Source organism: Candidatus Avelusimicrobium sp. (genome assembly GCF_056976295.1).
Map to the genome: position 1 here is coordinate 14,784 of NZ_DBMCTG010000005.1, position 18,147 is coordinate 32,930.

Annotated in this window: 18 protein-coding genes; 7 read left to right on the forward strand and 11 right to left on the reverse strand. The window is 47.2% G+C overall.

The features are described 5' to 3' along the window. Nucleotides 1-43 precede the first annotated feature (43 nt). Genes folK through ACZOTW_RS03190 form a run of 8 tightly spaced genes read right to left on the reverse strand, consistent with a single transcriptional unit; the run spans nt 44 to nt 4,483 of the window. A complete protein-coding gene (folK, locus tag ACZOTW_RS03155; protein WP_428055473.1) occupies nt 44-541 on the reverse strand; it encodes a 2-amino-4-hydroxy-6-hydroxymethyldihydropteridine diphosphokinase in 498 nt (165 codons plus the stop codon). Further along, complete coding sequence (locus ACZOTW_RS03160) at nt 541-891, reverse strand: 6-pyruvoyl trahydropterin synthase family protein (protein WP_483997460.1); 351 nt, start codon at nt 889-891, stop codon at nt 541-543. Before ACZOTW_RS03160 ends, folK begins: the two co-directional genes overlap by 1 nt. After that, entirely contained in the window at nt 888-1,685 is a 798-nt protein-coding gene (folP, locus tag ACZOTW_RS03165) for a dihydropteroate synthase (RefSeq protein ID WP_483997461.1), read from the reverse strand. The genes ACZOTW_RS03160 and folP overlap by 4 nt, the downstream gene beginning before the upstream one ends. Before the next feature lie 8 nt (nt 1,686-1,693). After that, complete coding sequence (folE, locus tag ACZOTW_RS03170; RefSeq protein WP_177748889.1) at nt 1,694-2,314, reverse strand: GTP cyclohydrolase I FolE; 621 nt, start codon at nt 2,312-2,314, stop codon at nt 1,694-1,696. Beyond that, nucleotides 2,239-2,832, reverse strand: coding sequence for a 7-carboxy-7-deazaguanine synthase QueE (locus tag ACZOTW_RS03175; RefSeq protein WP_483997462.1), 594 nt, complete (start codon nt 2,830-2,832; stop codon nt 2,239-2,241). The genes folE and ACZOTW_RS03175 overlap by 76 nt, the downstream gene beginning before the upstream one ends. Then, nucleotides 2,807-3,151 carry a 6-pyruvoyl trahydropterin synthase family protein gene (locus ACZOTW_RS03180; protein WP_177748893.1) on the reverse strand — a complete coding sequence of 115 codons (345 nt, stop codon included), beginning with the start codon at nt 3,149-3,151 and terminating at the stop codon, nt 2,807-2,809. Before ACZOTW_RS03180 ends, ACZOTW_RS03175 begins: the two co-directional genes overlap by 26 nt. Further along, nucleotides 3,152-3,892: a DUF1189 family protein gene (locus tag ACZOTW_RS03185; RefSeq protein WP_483997463.1), complete on the reverse strand. Its 741-nt coding sequence runs from the start codon at nt 3,890-3,892 to the stop codon at nt 3,152-3,154. A gap of 24 nt (nt 3,893-3,916) precedes the next feature. Next, the gene (locus tag ACZOTW_RS03190; RefSeq protein ID WP_428076932.1) at nt 3,917-4,483 is read right to left on the reverse strand and encodes a hypothetical protein; all 567 of its coding nucleotides are present in this window, start codon (nt 4,481-4,483) and stop codon (nt 3,917-3,919) included. Between the two features lie 164 nt (nt 4,484-4,647). Between ACZOTW_RS03190 and ACZOTW_RS03195 the strand changes: the two genes are divergently transcribed. Beyond that, nucleotides 4,648-9,663, forward strand: coding sequence for a PAS domain S-box protein (locus ACZOTW_RS03195; RefSeq protein ID WP_483997464.1), 5,016 nt, complete (start codon nt 4,648-4,650; stop codon nt 9,661-9,663). A 557-nt stretch (nt 9,664-10,220) separates the two neighbouring features. Next, a complete protein-coding gene (locus ACZOTW_RS03200; RefSeq protein WP_483997465.1) occupies nt 10,221-11,384 on the forward strand; it encodes a hypothetical protein in 1,164 nt (387 codons plus the stop codon). A 70-nt stretch (nt 11,385-11,454) separates the two neighbouring features. Here the strand turns inward: ACZOTW_RS03200 and ACZOTW_RS03205 are convergent, their stop codons facing one another. Then, on the reverse strand, nt 11,455-12,336 hold the full coding sequence (locus ACZOTW_RS03205) for a hypothetical protein (RefSeq protein WP_483997466.1): 882 nt from the start codon (nt 12,334-12,336) through the stop codon (nt 11,455-11,457). 41 nt (nt 12,337-12,377) lie between these two features. On the opposite strand from ACZOTW_RS03205, the gene ACZOTW_RS03210 reads away from it, so the two are divergent. Next, nucleotides 12,378-13,652 carry a mechanosensitive ion channel family protein gene (locus tag ACZOTW_RS03210; protein WP_483997467.1) on the forward strand — a complete coding sequence of 425 codons (1,275 nt, stop codon included), beginning with the start codon at nt 12,378-12,380 and terminating at the stop codon, nt 13,650-13,652. Nucleotides 13,653-14,105: 453 nt separating this feature from the next. Here the strand turns inward: ACZOTW_RS03210 and ACZOTW_RS03215 are convergent, their stop codons facing one another. Together ACZOTW_RS03215 and ACZOTW_RS03220 are read right to left on the reverse strand one after the other, a co-directional pair. Then, entirely contained in the window at nt 14,106-14,372 is a 267-nt protein-coding gene (locus ACZOTW_RS03215) for a DUF167 domain-containing protein (protein WP_177747271.1), read from the reverse strand. Beyond that, on the reverse strand, nt 14,369-15,070 hold the full coding sequence (locus ACZOTW_RS03220; protein ID WP_483997468.1) for a YggS family pyridoxal phosphate-dependent enzyme: 702 nt from the start codon (nt 15,068-15,070) through the stop codon (nt 14,369-14,371). Before ACZOTW_RS03220 ends, ACZOTW_RS03215 begins: the two co-directional genes overlap by 4 nt. A 110-nt stretch (nt 15,071-15,180) precedes the next feature. Here ACZOTW_RS03220 and ACZOTW_RS03225 point away from each other — a divergent pair, with 110 nt between their 5' ends. The 4 genes from ACZOTW_RS03225 to trxB are packed head-to-tail and all read left to right on the forward strand — an operon-like array spanning nt 15,181 to nt 18,140. Beyond that, entirely contained in the window at nt 15,181-16,425 is a 1,245-nt protein-coding gene (locus ACZOTW_RS03225) for an MDR family MFS transporter (RefSeq protein ID WP_428049624.1), read from the forward strand. Between the two features lie 14 nt (nt 16,426-16,439). Then, complete coding sequence (locus tag ACZOTW_RS03230) at nt 16,440-16,658, forward strand: hypothetical protein (protein ID WP_177747262.1); 219 nt, start codon at nt 16,440-16,442, stop codon at nt 16,656-16,658. Nucleotide 16,659: 1 nt separating this feature from the next. Next, entirely contained in the window at nt 16,660-17,217 is a 558-nt protein-coding gene (locus ACZOTW_RS03235; RefSeq protein ID WP_483997469.1) for a Maf family protein, read from the forward strand. After that, the gene (gene trxB, locus ACZOTW_RS03240) at nt 17,214-18,140 is read left to right on the forward strand and encodes a thioredoxin-disulfide reductase (protein ID WP_483997470.1); all 927 of its coding nucleotides are present in this window, start codon (nt 17,214-17,216) and stop codon (nt 18,138-18,140) included. The genes ACZOTW_RS03235 and trxB overlap by 4 nt, the downstream gene beginning before the upstream one ends. Nucleotides 18,141-18,147 lie beyond the last annotated feature (7 nt).

Genomic DNA, 18,147 nt, shown 5'->3' on the forward strand with positions numbered 1-18,147 from the left:
AGAATCTCCTTGTTGTGTACAGTATGACTGCTCTGTATATATTTTACAAAATACGGCAGGTGGGTGCGCCCTTTTTTTTCATCAACTCACGGTAGAGCCGGTAAACAGGCTTGCCCAGTTTGGGGTGAACATAGTCCGGCAACAGGTACGAGAGCGGTTTTAATACAAATTCCCGCTCGTGCAGGCGCGGATGCGGCAGAAATAAGTGATATTGCGGGTCGTCCTCAAACAGGACTAAATCGTCATAAAACAAAATATCCAAGTCAATTACGCGCGGGCCGTTGGTAAACGAGGGTTTTCTGCCCAACTCCTTTTCCAGCGATTTTAGTTTTTTTAAAAGCGGCATTGGCTGAAAGGGGGTGCTTAAAATCAGCACTGTATTGATAAAATCTTCTTGGTGAGAATATCCTTCCGGCTTGGAAATAATATACGGAGCCACTTCTTTTACTGTTCCGGCGGCAGACAGGGCCTTAATGGCGCGGTCTATGTGTTCCTTGGCGGGGGCAATATTGCTGCCCAAGGCAATTACGGCACGGGGCATTAGTTTTCTCCTCTGTATTCTATCCAGCGGTCAGGCTCTTCGCCTACTTTTACGCTAAACAAATGCGGCAACAGGGCATTTAGGCGGTTGTACATCCATACGGCCAGTTCTTCGGTGGTGGGTTGCTTTAAAAAGGTTCCCAGGTCGCAATCGTCCAATTTGTCGTTAATTTCCTTTTGAAAGGTGTCCGCTAAAAGGCGGAAATCAATCAGGTAGCCCTCCGCATTAGTGGGGCCGTAAAAAGTAACCTCGTAATGGAAATGATGCGCGTGAACGGCCTCGGCCAAGGTGCCGCCGTGTCCGTGGCGCGCGGTAAAGGAGCCGCATTGGGTCAAATAAACCTTGCTCATTTGGCCCCCTGTAATTCTTGGTAAAAGTCCATAATTTTGCGTGTATCTTTTACGTCGTGCACACGCAAAATGTCTGCCCCGCCCTGCAAGGCTACTAAATTAGCGGCTAATGTTTGCGCCTTGCGTTTTGGGGGGAGTTCGCGCTTTTGCGCAAGAAAGGTTTTGCGCGACAGTCCGACTAACATTTGTACTCCCAAATCTTTAAAGAAAGATAAATGTTTTAAGAGTTCATAGTTTTGTTCGCGCGTTTTGGCAAAGCCGAAGCCTACATCTATAATCACGTTTTGCTTTGCAATCCCGCACGAAACAGCTTCGTCTATTTTGCGGGCCAAAAATTCTTTTATTTCACCCAATAAATCTTTATATTCCGTCATTGTTTGCATTGTCTGCGGGGTTCCGCGGGTATGCATTACCACAATTTTTGCGTTAAAATCTTTGACAATTTTAAACATTTCTTTATCCGGGGTACCGCTTACGTCGTTAATGATAGACACTCCCGCCTTTAACCCCTCTAATGCTACCGGAATTTTGACGGTATCTAACGAAACGGGTATTTGCGGCCAGGCCTTGCGCACCTCTTTTATAAGCGGCAAAACGCGGGCCAATTCTTCCTCCGCCGGAACGGGGGCGGCACTCGGACGGGTGGATTCGCCGCCGATATCAAAAATATCTACACCGCCGTCTGCATAATCTTTGCATTTGGCAAGTAAGGTGGGCAGATTGTTTTGCGGATTTCCGTCGTAAAATGAATCCGGTGTGGCGTTTAAAATGCCCATTAATAGCGGTTTTGTCATAAGCGTGCCTATTTAATCATTTCCAAAAATTCGCTGCGCACTTCCATTTTTTTGAACGCACCGCGGATGGCACTTGTAACCATTACGGCATCGTGCTTTTCAATGCCGCGTGCGCTGATGCACATATGTTTGGCCTTGCAAACCACCATCACCCCATAGGGTTGTAAAGTTTCCATTAAACTGTCGGCAATTTGCGCCACCAATTTTTCCTGGATTTGCAGGCGGCGGGCATAAACCTCCACCAGGCGCGCCAATTTGGAAATGCCAAGCACGCGGCCCTTGGGCAGATAGCCGATGCTGATTGTGCCGAAGAACGGTTGCAAATGGTGTTCGCAGGTGGAATAAAATTCAATATCTTTCAGCACCACCATTTCTTCGCAGGAACCTTCTGTAAAGGTTTTTAAGACGTCCTGCGGTTTCATTTTGTAACCGCCAAAGAGTTTCTGCCAACTGCGCACGATACGTTTGGGCGTTTCCAGTAATCCTTCGCGGGCCGGGTCGTCGCCGATATAGGCTAAAATTTCACGCAGGTTTTGCAAAATCTTTTCTTCGGTTAGCGGATGTTTATCAGTTTGTGCATTTGCAGGCTTAACCGGGCTGTGGGATGTTCTTTTAGCAGTTTTACGCATAAGTCAATGTTCTCCTGTTTGTTACTTTCGGGTTGAAGATAAATATGGGTGTGTTCGTTTTCATACGCATAGTATTTCTTCAAATCTGTTAAATCGGTGTCTTGCCCGACAACGATTTTGATAATATCCGCCTTTTTCAGCATTTCCGGACTGACGTATTTTTTGGGCGATACACACACAAAATCCGCTTGGCTGACGTTGCAATCGCGTGCGCCGTTTGTTTCCAGGTGGACGGTGTAGCCGTGCTTTTTAAGCAGGGCAATCAGCGCGGGCAAATCTTGCTCGGTGGGCTCTCCGCCGGTAATAATAACGGTTTTTACCGGGTATTGCGCCAGGTCATTTAACAGGGCCTCTGCGCCCATTTCCTTGCCCGTTCCAAAGGCATATTTGGTATCGCAAAAGGAGCAGTTCATAGAGCAGCCGGACAGACGCAAAAAAACAGCGGGCATACCCGTATGGCGGCCTTCTCCTTGGATAGAATAAAAAATTTCGTTAACCTTCCACGACGGCTGCGGCATTGTCGCTCTCCCAAATTTCCAATGTTTTTAGTTTTAAATCTTTTTTTGCCAGTTCTGCGCCGATTTTTTGGAACAGGTAATCGGCCAAATTTTCTGCGGTGGGATTTTCCACCAAATCGTTCAAAAAGCGGTGGTCTGGCAAGTTGTCGTCCAACAATTTTTTAATAACCTTAAAGTCGCAGACCATCCCGTCCGGGCGTATTTCGCCCTCAATCACAAAAACAGCCTTCCAGGTATGCCCGTGCAGATTGTGGCAGGGACCGTCGTATTGCGGCAGACGGTGGGCCGAACTGAAAGAGCGGATAAGTTTTACTAACATTTATTTCTCCTCGGGAAGTGTATTAAAAAATTGTTGCATATAAATAAGGCATAAAATTATTTGGGCAAAGGTAAACAGCGGAATATTCCAGTATAGCCGTGCATACCACAGCGCAGACAACGGCCCCAGCATAAAAAAAGCCCATTTAAAAATAATCTTGCGCGGCAGGGCGCTGCGGGTAAGCAGTTTGAAAAACATCCCCACCGCCCCGGCTACACAAAAGCCGAAAAGCATAACAAGCGGAATAGCAACAAGTGCTGACAGGCACGCCATTACCATTAGTGCCGAGGCCAAAGAGTCTTTTTGCTTGGCTAAATTATCTTGCGAGGTTACAAACGTCAGTTGCGGCGGAAGTTCCCGGCTTTGCACCCCGTTGGCGGCCAGCATATAGAGTTTATTTCCGCTGACTAACATTAAAATTTGCTCCTTTACCATATCCGCTTGTGTGGGCGGTGTGGTGCGTGAAGCATCAAACACCAGTTTTACATCACTGTCCGGCACGGTAACGCTGACCGCGTTTTTAGGTGCCGCCAATACACCTTTTTCAAAGGTAACTTCGGGGAAGTTTTTAAGCAGGACAGGCAGATTTTTATCAATATATGAACCCGCAAAAAAGTAGAAAACAACCAGCGAGAGCATAAACAGATAAATGGCGAACGCAATCATTTGTCCCCGCGTGGCAAAGGCCAGGCGGTGATAGAAACGAAAAGAAAAAATACTTTTTATATGCAACCAAATCATATGTCCATTATAGCAATTTGGGGGTTATTTTTTGTTCTGGCAGGTAAGCGGAGTTCCCAAAAAGTAGATTTGGTTCTTTTTAAACACGCAAGTAAGTTTGGCTGATTGCGGTGAGCCGTTTGCCGCAGGGGGCAAACCCTTTAAACAAGATATCCGCGTGCAGGAATAGGTTTTGCCGCACTCGGGAAAAGACGAGGTGGGAAAATTATCAATAAACCAGGAAAAGGATAAATTGTAGTTGAGTGCTTTTAAAAAATTATCACAAGTCAGTTCGCCTTCAAAAGTGCAGGCGGGTTCGGCGGAGGAATTTTCGGTCGTCAGCGTTTGGGCGAGCAGGGTGTATCGTTCGGTGTCTATGGGGTCGCCTTGTACGCGGTACACATCAAAGCATTTAAAGCCTGGTTTCTCTTTGGACGAGCAGAAAAATTGGTTAAAAATATCGTTGCCCGGGCAGGTGTCCTCCACGGCTGCGCCGTCGGTGGATAAATATTGCGGGGCTTCACGCACCGTTTGCAGTTTTTTACTGCCGCCGTCTGCCGCTTGGATAGCGGTCGCGCCCAGGATCAAGAATAAAAATAAAAATTTTTTCATAAGGGTATAGTAGCAAATTTATTTTTTTGTGCTGGTGTAAAAAATGATTAGTTCTTGTTTTTCCGTACGCACGCGGACGGGCGCGTACTTCTGTATGTTGCAAGTGCGGGCGGAATTTATTAAGATATATCCGTATTATCATCTCTATATTGTAAAGAGGGCTTATGTCCAATAACTTTTTTTCCTTTTTTTCCAAAAAAGAAGTTCCGTCCGTTGAAATTAATACTTTAACTCCGGAAATGTTTTCCTTTTTAAGCCAGTTCCCTACGGCTATTTTGCTGTTAGATGCTACGGGAAAAATTGCCTTTGCTAACGCCAGCGCGGCGACGTTACTCCACAGTAAAGTATCTTCTTTAACCGGTGCCAAGGTGGACCGCTTCGGCCTGACAATGCCGCAGGTGCGTACAATGGCGGAGGATAAAGCCGCCAAAAAGGTGGTAATCCAACTCGTCAACCGGGATGCTGATGCCGTTTTTGTCAGTGCGGGTGCGAGCAATTTGGCCTCCACTCCGTTTATTATGCTGACGTTTGAAGCCGTGCCGCTTTTCAAACAACTAACAGCGGAAAAAAACTTTTTATCTTCTTTGTTGGACGGATATCCCTGTGCGCTTGCATTGCAAAATTTTGCGGGCGTTTGTACTTTGTGGAATAATGCAGCGGCCAAGTTGTTCGGCCATAAGTCGGCGGATGTAACAGGCAAAAGTATTTATGACTTTTTACCCAAGGAAATTATCCCGTCCGTCAAGCGCGTGGATGAACAGGTCCGCACCAAACTGGAACCGCGCGAGGGCGTACAACTGACGTATCGTAACACCAAAGGAGAGGAGCGCGCCCTGTGTGTAAGCAAAACCTTGGTAAAAGGCGATAACGGCAAACCGCAATTTATTTTAACCTCGTTTGAGGATTGCACCGAGCGCCGCAATTACGAACAGGACCTGTTGCAAAACCGTACTTTGCTGCGCGCCGTTTTGGATAACGTACCTTTGGGGCTTTATACGCGCGATTGCGACAACGAAATGACCTTTTACAACCGGCAGAGTATGACGGTGCTGGGCGAAACGGATGCAAAATGCGTCAATACCCCGCATCCGTATCAGGATAAAAATGTGGTGGCCGAGCATCATATCCGCGAACAAGAAGTTTTGAAAGAGGGAAAAATTCAAGACTATCCTTCCGAAGAATATGTGGACCACCACGGAAATAAAAAAATTTTACACTTAATTAAGGTGCCTCTTATGGATGCGGGGCCAAAACCTTTGGTGCTTTCTATTGTGGAGGACATAACCGAACGCCGCCAACAGGAAGAAAAAATTTCCCGTATGAACAGTATCCTTTCCGCCATTTTGCAAAATGCTCCTATCGGCCTGTATGCCCGCGGAGAGGACGGGACAATGTGGTTGCGCAACAAAAAATGCTGTGATATCTTTGGCGAAAAAGAGGAGGCTTTCTCTCTGGACGGTGCCTTGCCGCACGAAACGCCGGACCAAGTCAGCCAGTATATCACGCGGGAACACGATTTGTTAAAACAGGGCAAAACCCTAGATATCCCGGAGGAAGAATATGTGCTTGGCTCCGGCGAAAAGAAACTTTTGCATATGATTAAAGTGCCGATTACGGGTACTAATGGCGAACCTAATATGGTGATTACCCTGGCCGAAGATATCACGCAAAAGAAAGAGCAGGAAAAGGCTTTGATAGAAAATAAAAATTTCCTGCAAACCTTGTTGGACCAAGTGCCGGTGGCTATCTATTCACGCGGGGTGGACAAAAAAATCTCGTATGTAAACCGCCGCGCCTTGGAACTGTTCCCCGACGAAAATCCGGAAAAAGAGGACCCTTTCTATATCCAACGCGAAGACAGCATTTTCCACGACGGCAAAATGGTGGAATTTCCCGAGGAGTGGTACACCACCAAGCGCGGGGATAAAATCCTCTTGCATTTAATTAAAGCCCCGGTTTTTGACAAAGAGGGCAAGCCCTTTATGGTGCTGACGGTGGCGGAGGATATTACGCAAAAGAAAGCGCAGGAAAAGGCTATTGTCAATGCGCGCAACTTCTTGCAGACGGTTATTAACAACCTGCCTGTTTCCTTGTCTGTAAAAGATTACGACGGAAAATATATTTTGTGGAACAAAAAAGCCGAGGAAATCTTTGGCGCACTTGCCAAGGATGTTATCGGCAAGACCTCGTACCGCGCGGACTTGAACAAGGACCAGGCGGAGTTTGTACGCGAGTCCGATTTGCGTGTGTTTGATAACAAGCGCGAACAAAATATTCCGCAGGAACTTATATCCACGGCTACCGAGGGCGTAAAGATTATGCACACAGTTAAAACGCCGCTGTTTAACGAGGACGGCACCCCCAACTGTCTGCTTTCTGTTTCGGAAGATATTACCGCCAAAACGCGTATGGAAAAGCAAATCCGCGAAGCGAGCGACAAAAACACTCTCTTGGTTGAAAACGCCCGCGAAGGAATTGCCATTTTGGAGGACGGCAAAATTATCTACGCCAACCGCGCCTTGTGCAGTTTGTTGGGATATGAAGATTTAGCCACCGTAAAAGGCAAAGCACTGTTGGACTTGGCGGTTGAGGATCACCGCTTGTTTTTAAAGGATAAATACGATGCTGTGGTGGCCGGGGCCGATGATGCTTCCTCTGCCATTGATTTGCGTATGATTAAAAAGAACGGGGCGGAAATAGAAGCCGAGTTTGCCGCCGTGGCCTCTACTTATTTGGGCCGGCGCATTGTGCTGGGCTTCGTGCGTGATGTAACGGGGGCCAACCGCACCCTGCGCGAGGTAAAAAATGAGCGCGCCAATTTCCGCGCCGCGTTTGAAAAATGCGTAACCCCGGCATTTATCTTATCGCATAAGGGATATATCAGCGTAATGAACGAGTCCTGCCGCAGTTTGTTTGCCCTTACGGAAGCGGATAAGAATTTCTACCGTAATGTCTATATAAAACCGGCCATTTCGCTCTCTGCGCGTAAACTGTTGCGTGCGGGGCAACCGGCCCAAATGGATTATACCTTTGATTTTGACCGCGCCGCGCGGCAGTTCCCCGGGCGCGTAAAGGGTACAGGCAAAATGTCGCTCTCCGTCAGTTTTGTGCCGATAAACAAGCGCGATGCAAAGGACGGCTCTATTGAGGCCGACTATGTGGTGTTTTTGGAGCCTAAAAAACAGCACACTCCGCTGCCGCCCGCCCCGCCGGTGCACGAAGTCATCACCAAAACTCCGCAGGAAATGCTTGTTTTGCCCAACAGCGAGCCTTACGCGCTGTGCAAGGATACTTGGCAAATTGACGTATGCAATGATTTATTTTCTTCCTTGTGCCAAAGACCGCTGGACGGGCTGACGGGAAAAGATATCCGCAGTATGTTTGATGAAGAATCCCGCAAGCGGTTGGAAACCGATTTAAAGGACCTCTTGCAGGACGGCACCTTGGTCAACCGCGAGTACCATATTTTGCTGGGTAACGGCCCGGAAAGCACAGCCGTTCGCCTGACGGCTATCAAGGAAACGGACGGACGGTATTTGTTTGTGTTCCGTAATATGGCATTTCACCGCCAAATTATGAAGATTTTAGAGGAGCGTTCCGCCCAACTAAACGCTTTGTTGGAAGCCACCGACGGTGTGGTCTTTACTGTATTGTTTGAAAACGGACGTTTCGGACACATTGAACAGGCTGGTAAACCGCTTGCGCACAAGTTGGGTTTTTCGCAGGATGAGTTGGTGCATAAGAATTTTGCCGATTTGTTTGACGATAAAAACCGCGGCGAAAAATTTTGCGCGTCCGTCTTGGCTCGCGCCCAAGAGGAACTGGCCTTGCAAGGCAAAACGTCCTTTAAACTGCCGGTACGCAGAAAGGACGGCACTATTTTTGAAGCGCAAACCGTGCTGACCGCGCTGGATATGCCGGGGAAAGATTCGGCCTTGGTGGTGGTGCACGATTTGTCCGAGCAAATGGACCGTATGTCCAAAGACTCCAAGGAAGCGCAGGAATTAAAAAGCGTCCGCCAAGCCCTGCCCGGCCTCTATTTAAAAACCGATAATAACGGCCGGGTGTTGGAAGTGTATTCCAACTTGGACTATTTAAATAACCAGCAGGCCGCGGAACTGTTTTTGGATAAAAAACCCGCCGAATATTGGCCGGAGGAAGCCGCCGGACGGGCGCTGTTTGCTATTAAGGAATCGTTATCCATTAACGTAAGTTCCAACTTTGAGTTTTCGTGGACGGTGCCGGATAAACTGCGCCACTTTGAAGCAAGCGTAACGCCCATTTCCGGGCGGGATGAGGCTGTCCTGTGGGTAAAGGACGTTTCCAACTCCCACGCATACGACGAGCAAATACACGAACTGTATCATTTAACAAGCGAGCCGGGGCTTTCTATTACCGACCAGGTAAATAAAGTATTGGCTTTTGGTTTAAAGGCGTTCCGGGCGGATGTGGGGCTTGTTCTGCGGTTTGAACAAGGCAAATTGGGCTTGGAAAGCCACGTCGTGTACGTTACTAAAAATGATTTTCATTTGGAGCGCCATATGGAATTTCCGGTAGAGGAATGTTTGGTAGATGTTCCCGATGGAAATGTGGTTATGTTCCCGGATTTGGGTAATGCTTCCTGTGAGCATTGTTTGCATAAGGAAAAGAACTTCGGCTCCTTGGCCGCGGCCCCTTTGTATGTGGGGGGAAAGGTGCAGGGCGCGCTGTGTTTTGCTTCCCGAGCCTCCCGCCGCAGTTTTGACGACGGAGCAGAGGAACTGTTGGGAATTATGGCGCGGCTGCTCGGCCTGCGCATAGAATTGCGCCAAACCGGCAAGCAGTTGGGCGAGGCTTCGCGCTCCTTGGCGCGGACGCTGGAATATGTGGAAATGCCCGCCGCTATTATTGACTTGGATTATCAGACAACCTTTGTGAATAATGCACTGTTGCAGACGACGGGCAAGCGCATTGGCAATATGCTGGGGCACGACTTTTTTGCAACGGTTATCCGTAATGACGATTTATCCAAACGGATGTTCAAATCGGCCGAAAATTCCGCCGCGGGAAACGCGTTTCAAGTGCGTATGGATTTATTGCACGAAAACGGTCTCTACCAAGATACCGCGTGGGACGTGTATGCGTGCAAAAATTCCGACGGAGAGATTGACGGCTATGCTTTAATCGCCTCCGGCAATTAAGTTTTCGTTTAGCAGTAGTGTTATTTAAGGGACGGCCTGTCTTTTTCAGGCTGTCCCTTTTTGTGGTAATACTCTTTTATCTCGTTGTCCTTCCAGTACAACCTTTATTAACGGTCTTTTTGTCTTGTTATCCCCAAGTGTTTGGCGGTCCGCGTTATTATGGTTGTCATTCCCGAGTGTCGTAGTCGGGAATCTGTTTTTTTCGTAGTTGTTCTCTTCCGAAACGACAGATCCCCGACAGAAACCTTCGGGGATGACGAAGGAAGAATATACTCACCAAACCCTCGGGAATGACCCCAGTTTTTATAACGGCCTTTGTTTTATTTATGGGTGTTGTTTTGTTGGTTGCGACATTGCCAAAACAGGGTGGCTCCATTAGTCAAAAGAGGGAAAAAGGTAAGCCGTTCGCCGGACTTCTTTTTAAAGGGTTGTTTTATTTTTTTTTTTTGTTAAAATTTTGAAAATTAAGGCCGGATATACCCGGATGTATCCGGTATATAAAAACGCGTATAAAAGGCCGTTTTGCTCAAATATAAAGACCTTAAAAAGGAGAAAAAATGAAAGGGTTTATTGATGTTAGCCGTGCGGCTACTTGTGCTAGTGTCGTCATTCTGGAAAGTTGTAGTCCAGAATCTGTTGTTGCGAAACGGCGAGATTTCGTACAGAAACCTTACGGAATGACGTTTGTTTGGGGTGGCCGCACGGCAAGAGCCTTTGTCAAACGGTTGGTTGTTATGTTTCTGATTACTCTATTTGCGGCGGTAAATGCTCCGGCGGAAATCATTTCCGCGGTGTCGTATAATCCGTCGCGTATGGGCGATTACGTCTATTTAAAGGTAGCCGATAAGGCCAATTTAAAAGGCGGTATTGAAGCCAACACGATGACGGTCCGCTCCGGCGGTACTGTGAGTGCCAGTTCACCTAATTTAAATTATAATGTTCCCGCTGTGGTGGGGGAGTCCGGCTCTGCGCTTGATATGCCCAATACGGCTATCCACGGAGCGGCGGCCAATACTTATGATAATTATCAGGCAGTCAATACGGGTACGCCTACGGCACTTTTAAATAAAGTGTATGTAAACGGCGGAACGACAACGGTTAAAAACGATTCGTATATATCCACGTTAGATGCGGTAAACCGCTTAAAACAAAAGGCGGCTACATTGCGTGCTAATAAATTATCTGTCAGCGGGTCTGAGGATGCAAGCCTTTATGATGATGCCACAACGGACGGGTTTACATTGTCTGGGAACGATATTCCACAGCCGACATCTTCGCACGTCAATACAGGCGCGGCACTTAGCAACTGCACCTTAAAATGGGAAGAACGCGTAACAAGCAACAACCAAAAAGTAAAACTCTTGGCCTTGGCAAATTGTAATGGCAGTTCCGATGGGGATTTCTCCGGAAGCGAAAAGTGTACTTGGGGCAGCAAGGGCAATTTAATAAGTTGCCAAATAAGAGAATCTACCTATTGTCAATTATTAGATAATGGTTTAAGCCAAGTTGAGATTATGGTATCTTCTACTTGTGGGGCGGACCGCTATGTGGCTAATTCGTTGTCTGAATGCCCGACGGCCACGAGAGGCGCAACCTGCGTGGTGCGGGAACAACACAGTAACCGTATTGCTTGTAGATATGGGCAAATAAGTTCGTCCAAAACGGTAACAATGTGCCAAGGACGGATTTATACGGCAACTTGTAAACCTTCAAAATTATAGCATTAGGCGACTCATTTACCCCGGGGTACTATAAAAGGTCCCCAGGGTTTTTAAGTGTTTTTAAGGCTAACTATTTGCCCCAAATTTGTCTGGCTTTGGCATTGTCCGGCTGGACGGTTTGTGTTTCCAAATCTACACGCCACTTACCGCAAGGAAAGGTGGAGGCTTTTAATTGGGCGGTATTTACTCCTGTGCGGGCTTTGGCGTGGCAATAGACGGTAAATCCTCCCTGTGTGTTTAATTCCTGCGCTTGCAACAGGCGCTCGCTTAACATAAATACGGCCCCTTGGCGGTTATAGGACTTATTCATTTGATAGAAATATTTGTCTATTTTTGGCCCCGCCACGAGGGAGAGCAAAGCCTTGGCCTGCGATTCCTTGCTAATGGGTTGTGCGCCCCTTTTAGCGGCATTTTCGGCCTGCTGTTGGCGTTGCTCGTTTAAATAAGCGTTGCGTCTGGTTTGCAGGCGGGTGGCGGCCTCTTCAATTTGTTTTAATCGTGCGGGATTTTCATATTCCTTATACGTCAGTTTTACAAGGCCGCTGTTTGAAACCGCACCTTTGGGGTCTGTGGTTACTTTGGTGGTGTTTACTAAATTGGAGTGCGTTACCTTAAAGGTGATTTTTCCCGGGGTATATTTGCGTGCGCGGCCATAGTAAGCCAGGCGGGCGTCAAAATCTTTATTAAAGTCCAGCGTTACTTCGCTTTTGTCGCTGCGCCAGCAACAAGCATTTACGCAAGATTTTTTTAAATCCACCGCTTCGGCGGCTTCTTGCGGCCAAAAATGAAGATTAAATTGGTAGCAAGAGTCGTATTGTTTGCCGTCAAAGTCCAGTTTCTTGGCGGAAACTTCCAACCAAGGTTTTGTGGTGGCTACGCCGGAGTTGTTTAGCGGCGTATAACAAGCAGAAATTAGGCAGGCAAGCATTGCGCCGCAAAGTATTTTTTTCATACACTTTATTATAGTAACTTTTTGACAGAAAGGAGCATTTTGTGAAATTTATCCTGCCGTTAGTGGAAAACTTGCCGTATATCCCGGACAAATATAACGTGTTGATTGCGCAAATTATGTCTGCGGTACTGTTTGTGCTGATATTGTATGTGTTGGCGCGCATTAGCACTTGGTTTTGCAATACTTATTTGAGCAAACTGGTGGCTAAATTGCACTCCGACAAGTGGTTTAACGCAATGCGCGAGCACCGTTTTTTTACCGCCCTTGGCGTGGTCGTTGCGGCAATGGTTGCCATTAACTTGCACCCGGTTTTTATTTTTCAAGATGTTACTTGGCTGGCAACCTTAATGGGTAAACTGACGGGCCTGTTCGTGGTGATTAGTTTTTCGTGGCTGATTAATGCGCTATTGGATACATTATCCCATTTGTACGGGCGGAACCCGAATATCCCCATAAAGGGGCTTGTGCAGGCGGTAAAAATCGTCGTCTTTTTGGGCACAGGGCTTTTTATATTGTCCTTGGTGTTGGGGCGCAAACCAATGTATATTATCACGGGGTTATCCGCTTTGGCAGCCGTATTTTCTTTAATTTTTAAAGACCCGATTTTAGGATTTGCCGCCAGTATTCAGTTGACTACAAACAAACTGATTAAAATAGGCGACTGGATTACCGTAGATTCCGCCGGGGCTGACGGAAATATTATTGATATTTCGCTTACCAGTGTGCGCGTGCAAAACTTTGATATGACGATTGTCAGCGTGCCGACTTACGATATGATTTCCAAACCGTTTAAAAATTGGAGCGGTATGTACGCAGCCAAGGCCCGGCGTATCCAGCGCAGTATTTTAATTGATGTGGATACGGTTAAATTTTTGGATAGCGATATGTTGGCGCGGTTGAAAAAAATTGAACTGTTAAAAGATTATTTGGCGGATAAAGAGGCCGAAATTGCGGCCTTTAATGCCAAGCGCAACGTAAAGGAAAATTTGATTAACGGACGGCATTTAACAAACCTGGGTACTTTCCGCCATTATGCGGAACTGTATTTGGCTTCGCGTCCGTATGTGGTATCAAATGACTCCAATTTTACTTTAATGGTCCGCCAATTAAAGCAAGAGTCGCAGGGCCTTCCGTTGGAGGTGTATTGTTTCTTAAACACGACGGTTTGGACCGATTACGAAGCGTTGCAGAGTGATATTTTTGACCATTTATTTGCTGTATTGCCGCAGTTTGGCCTGTATGCTTACCAACAGCCCAGCGGGCGGAATATTGCGCAAGGTATGGCAAATTTGTTGGATAACGCGCCCAAAGCATAAAATAGTAGTTTTTTGACGTTCGCCCTAGTGCCTGTTTAGGTGCTGGGGCGTTTTTGCGTGGGGAATTTTTGTCCTCTCCGTTCCCTGCGGGCGGCATACTGGCAGGCCCGCCACTCTTTCTGGAATGACAACAACAGGAAGAGTTATCCCCGAGGGTTTTGGCGGCCCGCAGGGTTCGGGGATCTCGTAGCGGTGTCGTAAGGAAACAAGTCCGACGAACAACAGATCCTGGACTACGACTTTCCAGGATGACGGCACCGGCGAACAACGGATTCCCGACTACAACATTCGGGAATGACGGCTATTTTGCTTTGGTTGTCATCCCCGAGGGTTGGCGACCCGCAGATTTCCGAGCCTTTCCGTTATTACACTTCTTTCGTTTGAAAGCACCATAAAAAAAGCCCGGCAATCAAAATGCCGGACTTTGGGTTTTGTAGGGAACCTCTGTAAATTCTACGGAATAGAATCCATAATTTTACGCAACTCTTCTTCGCTTTTGTCGCGCACTTCTACGGTTTTTTCCTTTCCTTTGGCGCCTTTTACAATAATAATGCTTTCTTCTGCCACGTTAAAGAAATCAGCCAGGAAGGTTTTCATAATGGCATTGGCGGCATCATCATCTACCTTTTTATTTTTAATCTTTACACGCAGTACGCTTCCAATGCGGCTAATTACCTCATTGCGTCCGGCGGTTGGGATTAAACGGACCTTTATAATCATAAACCCTCCAATGTTGTGGCAAATAAACGGCTGCCAATTCGCGGCAAGGTAGAGCCTTCCTCTACCGCCACCCTAAAATCTTCGCTCATCCCGAGAGACAAATACCGCTCGCCCCCGGGAAAATCTTGGTCAAAGGCTGTTTTGACCTGTTTAAAAATTTGGTGCAATTCCTCTTCGGATGCGCCTTGCGGGGCAATACCCATATACCCGCAAATTTTAATATGCTCTAATTCCGCCAGTTTTTTGACTAATTTCCGCGCTTCTTCAAGCGGTAAGCCGGACTGGGTGTCTTTTTGCGTCAGTTTTATTTGTATAAGCGCACGGATGATTTTTCCTTCCGGTGCGGTACGGTTCAAAGCCAAGGCGGTTTCTTCGCTATCCAAGGAGTCTATAAAATCAAACAACCGCGCGGCTTTTGCCGCTTTGTTTTTTTGTAAATGACCGATAAAATGTTTAACGGTTTTATACTTTGCAAAAACGGAATTTGTCCAACGTTTTTCAGCCTGTTGGACCCGGGATTCGCCGATATGCCGGATAAGGCCGCTATCCAAGAGCGTTAAAACATCTTTGTCTTGTGCGTACTTGGTTACCGCCATTAGGGATACATCCTGCGGGTTCCGGCCCGCCTTTTGGCACGCGGCGCACAGGGCAGACTCTACAAATTGCACATTTTTTATGAGTTCTTCTTCCCTGGTCATAAAAATCCCTTGACATATTATATCAAAATTTACTTTAATTGGGAAATTTTTTCTATTTGTACCCGTCGGGCACTCAACGGGGACGCGGTTAATTTTATACAATATATATTATGCAGCGCGAAACAAAACGCAGTATGATTCTTATTTCCGCAGCCAACGGCCTTTTGCTTTTTGGCTACGGGCTTTCTTTGCCGTTTTTTACCATTTATTTAATTACCCAACGGAATTTGACGCCCTCTTTGGCCGGCCTGGTGATAGCATTAGCCGGGTTGTCGCGCTGTGTATCCAGTGCTATCAGCGGCGAATTGGCTGATGCGTTTGGGCGAAAAAACGTAATGATGTGGGGATTGTTTTCCCAAATAGTAGCAATGTTTGCGCTGGGGCTGTGTATTGAACTAAAAGTAAATGTGGGCTGGATGCTTATTTGGTACTTTTTAACCACCTTTTTGGGTGCTTTTTTCCGTCCGGCCTCTAATGCGTGGGTAACGGATAATACCACGCCAAAAGACCGCGTGGAAGCCTTTGGCATTATCCGCATCGGGCTTAATATCGGTTGGGCATTAGGCCCGGCTATGGGTGGATTTTTGGTGCGCTATTCGTATAGTATGGCCTTTTATTTTACGGCTATTTTATATGCTGTTACTATTTTGTATTTGGGCCGCTTGGTGCAGGATAACCATATTCCGTGCAAATCCCGCAAACCCAGTTTTGTTTCCACTTTGCTTGCTTTGAAAGATACGCGGCTTGCCAAGATGTGTTTGTATGTACTGCTGATTACGGCGGTAAACTCCCAGTTGGTGGTGGGGCTTTCGGTGCATTGTAAGCAGTATTTGCATATGCCGGAATATTATATTGGGTGGCTATTTACCGTAAATGGCCTCGTGGTGGTTTTTTTGCAATATTGGGGGACGGTGCTAATGAGCAAAATCCGCCTTTCTACGGCAATGCTGCTAGGTTGTCTGGCTTATGCGGTGGGGTTCGGTTCGGTGGGATTTTTTAACAGTTTTCTTTTAATTGCTTTCGGTGTATTTTTAGCCGGGGTGGGGGAATTGCTTGTGTCGCCTGGAGAGCAAACCTTGGTGTCTAATATCGCTTCGCGCGAAACCCGCGGGCGGTATTTGGGGATGTTAATGGTATTTTATAATTTAGGTTCAGCGGTCGGTTTTTTTATAGCGGGTCTGTTGGGCGATTATGTGGCCCCTCATTATTTGCCGGGTCCGTGGCTGATTGTGGGCGCGGTAGCCGTGTTGGCGGGTATCGGTTTTTGGCGTATGCGTTACAGCCTTACGGACAGCGAGGACGGTAAGACAAACGTCCCTGTGCCGATTAAAAAAGATACAATTACTTTAAACTAATTAAGGAGAGTCGTATGAGAGGAATTGTTTTTGCGTTGCTGACGTTAGTCTTGGGGGCCTTGATTGGCCTGGGCCTGGAAAAACTGGCCGCCTATCTGCCCCAACAGTTAGACCACGCCTTAACGCGCGTTTACACGGTGGGGATTCACCCTTTGGCCCTGTGCGTGAGTATTTGCGGAATTATCGGCTTGGTGTTGGGCTATTTGATTATTGCCAAATTTGTGCGTAAATAATATGAACTTAATTTTAGCCTCCAAATCTCCGCGCCGCATTGCGCTGTTAAAGGAATTAGGGTTTACTTTTGATATTATTCCGTCCCAAAACCCCGAAACAAGCACCAAAAAGCGCCCCGCGGCCCGCGTAAGCGAACTGGCGGAACAAAAAGCCTTTGATGTTGCCCAAAAATATCCGGGTGCGGTGGTAATCGGCGCAGATACGTTAGTATTTTGCAAGGGGGAAATTATCGGCAAACCCAAGGATAAAAAGGATGCCTTGCGTATTTTAAACAAGTTAAACGGATCCTGGCAGTCCGTTTATACCGGGGTGTGCATTATGTGCCTAAACGAGCATAAAATGCTCTATGGGTACGATGTTTCAAAATGCAAGGCGCGAACTTTGTCGCCAGAACAACTGGACCACTTAGCCGGGAAACATATGGATAAAGCCGGTGCCTATGCCGTACAGGACGAAGAAGACCCGTTTATAGAGCGTATCGTCGGCAGCCGCAGTAATGTGGAGGGCTTTCCGGTGGAATATTTCCAAAAATTATACAAGGAGTTTTTATCATTATGAGAGAAGTGGATTTGCTTATTATCGGTGCCGGGCCTGCCGGGTGCAGTGCGGCTATTTATGCGGTGCGGGCGGGGGTAAAACCCGTGATTGCCGGCGGTGCGGTTCCGGGCGGACAATTATTAACTACACCCGATATTGAAAATTATGCCGGGTTTGTAAATCCCGTAGGCGGGTTTGAATTAATGGACAATATGCACAAACAATGCAAACGCCTGGGCGTGGAATTTACAGCAGAAGAAATTGCCAAAGTGGAGGGGGAAAAATCGCCCTTTACGCTAACAACGACCGACGGCAAGCAATATTTGGCGAAAAGTGTTATTGTTGCCGCGGGAGCCAAGGCTCGGTGGCTGGGATTGCCCGGTGAGGAAAAATTTATCGGCCGAGGCCTTTCCGCTTGTGCCACTTGCGACGGATTTTTTATGCGCGGTAAGACCGTGTGTGTAGTGGGCGGGGGAAATACTGCTTTTGAAGATGCACTCTTTTTATCGCAATTTTGTCCCGAAGTGAATTTAATTCACCGCCGTGATGCTTTCCGCGCCGACCAGGTAACGGTTGAAAAGGTAAAGTCCAACCCCAAAATTAAACTGGTGCTTAACAGTGTGCCGGTGGAACTGTTGGGCGGCGAAGCGTTGGAAGGTGTAAAGGTAAAAAATGTAAAAACAGGAGAAATCAGCCAAATTTCCTGCTCCGGCGTATTCGTAGCCATTGGCGCCGAACCGCAGACAGCCTTTTTAAAGGATTCTTTGGTGGCGCTTGCCGATAACGGCCTTGTGCTTGCGGATGAACGCACGCATACCACGATTGAAGGTATTTTTGCCGCGGGTGATTGTGCCGATAAACACTACCGGCAGGCAATTATAGCCGCCGGAAACGGAGCCAAAGCGGGTATTGAAGCCGCCGCCTTTGTGAATTTGCACCGTTAGCCTTGGT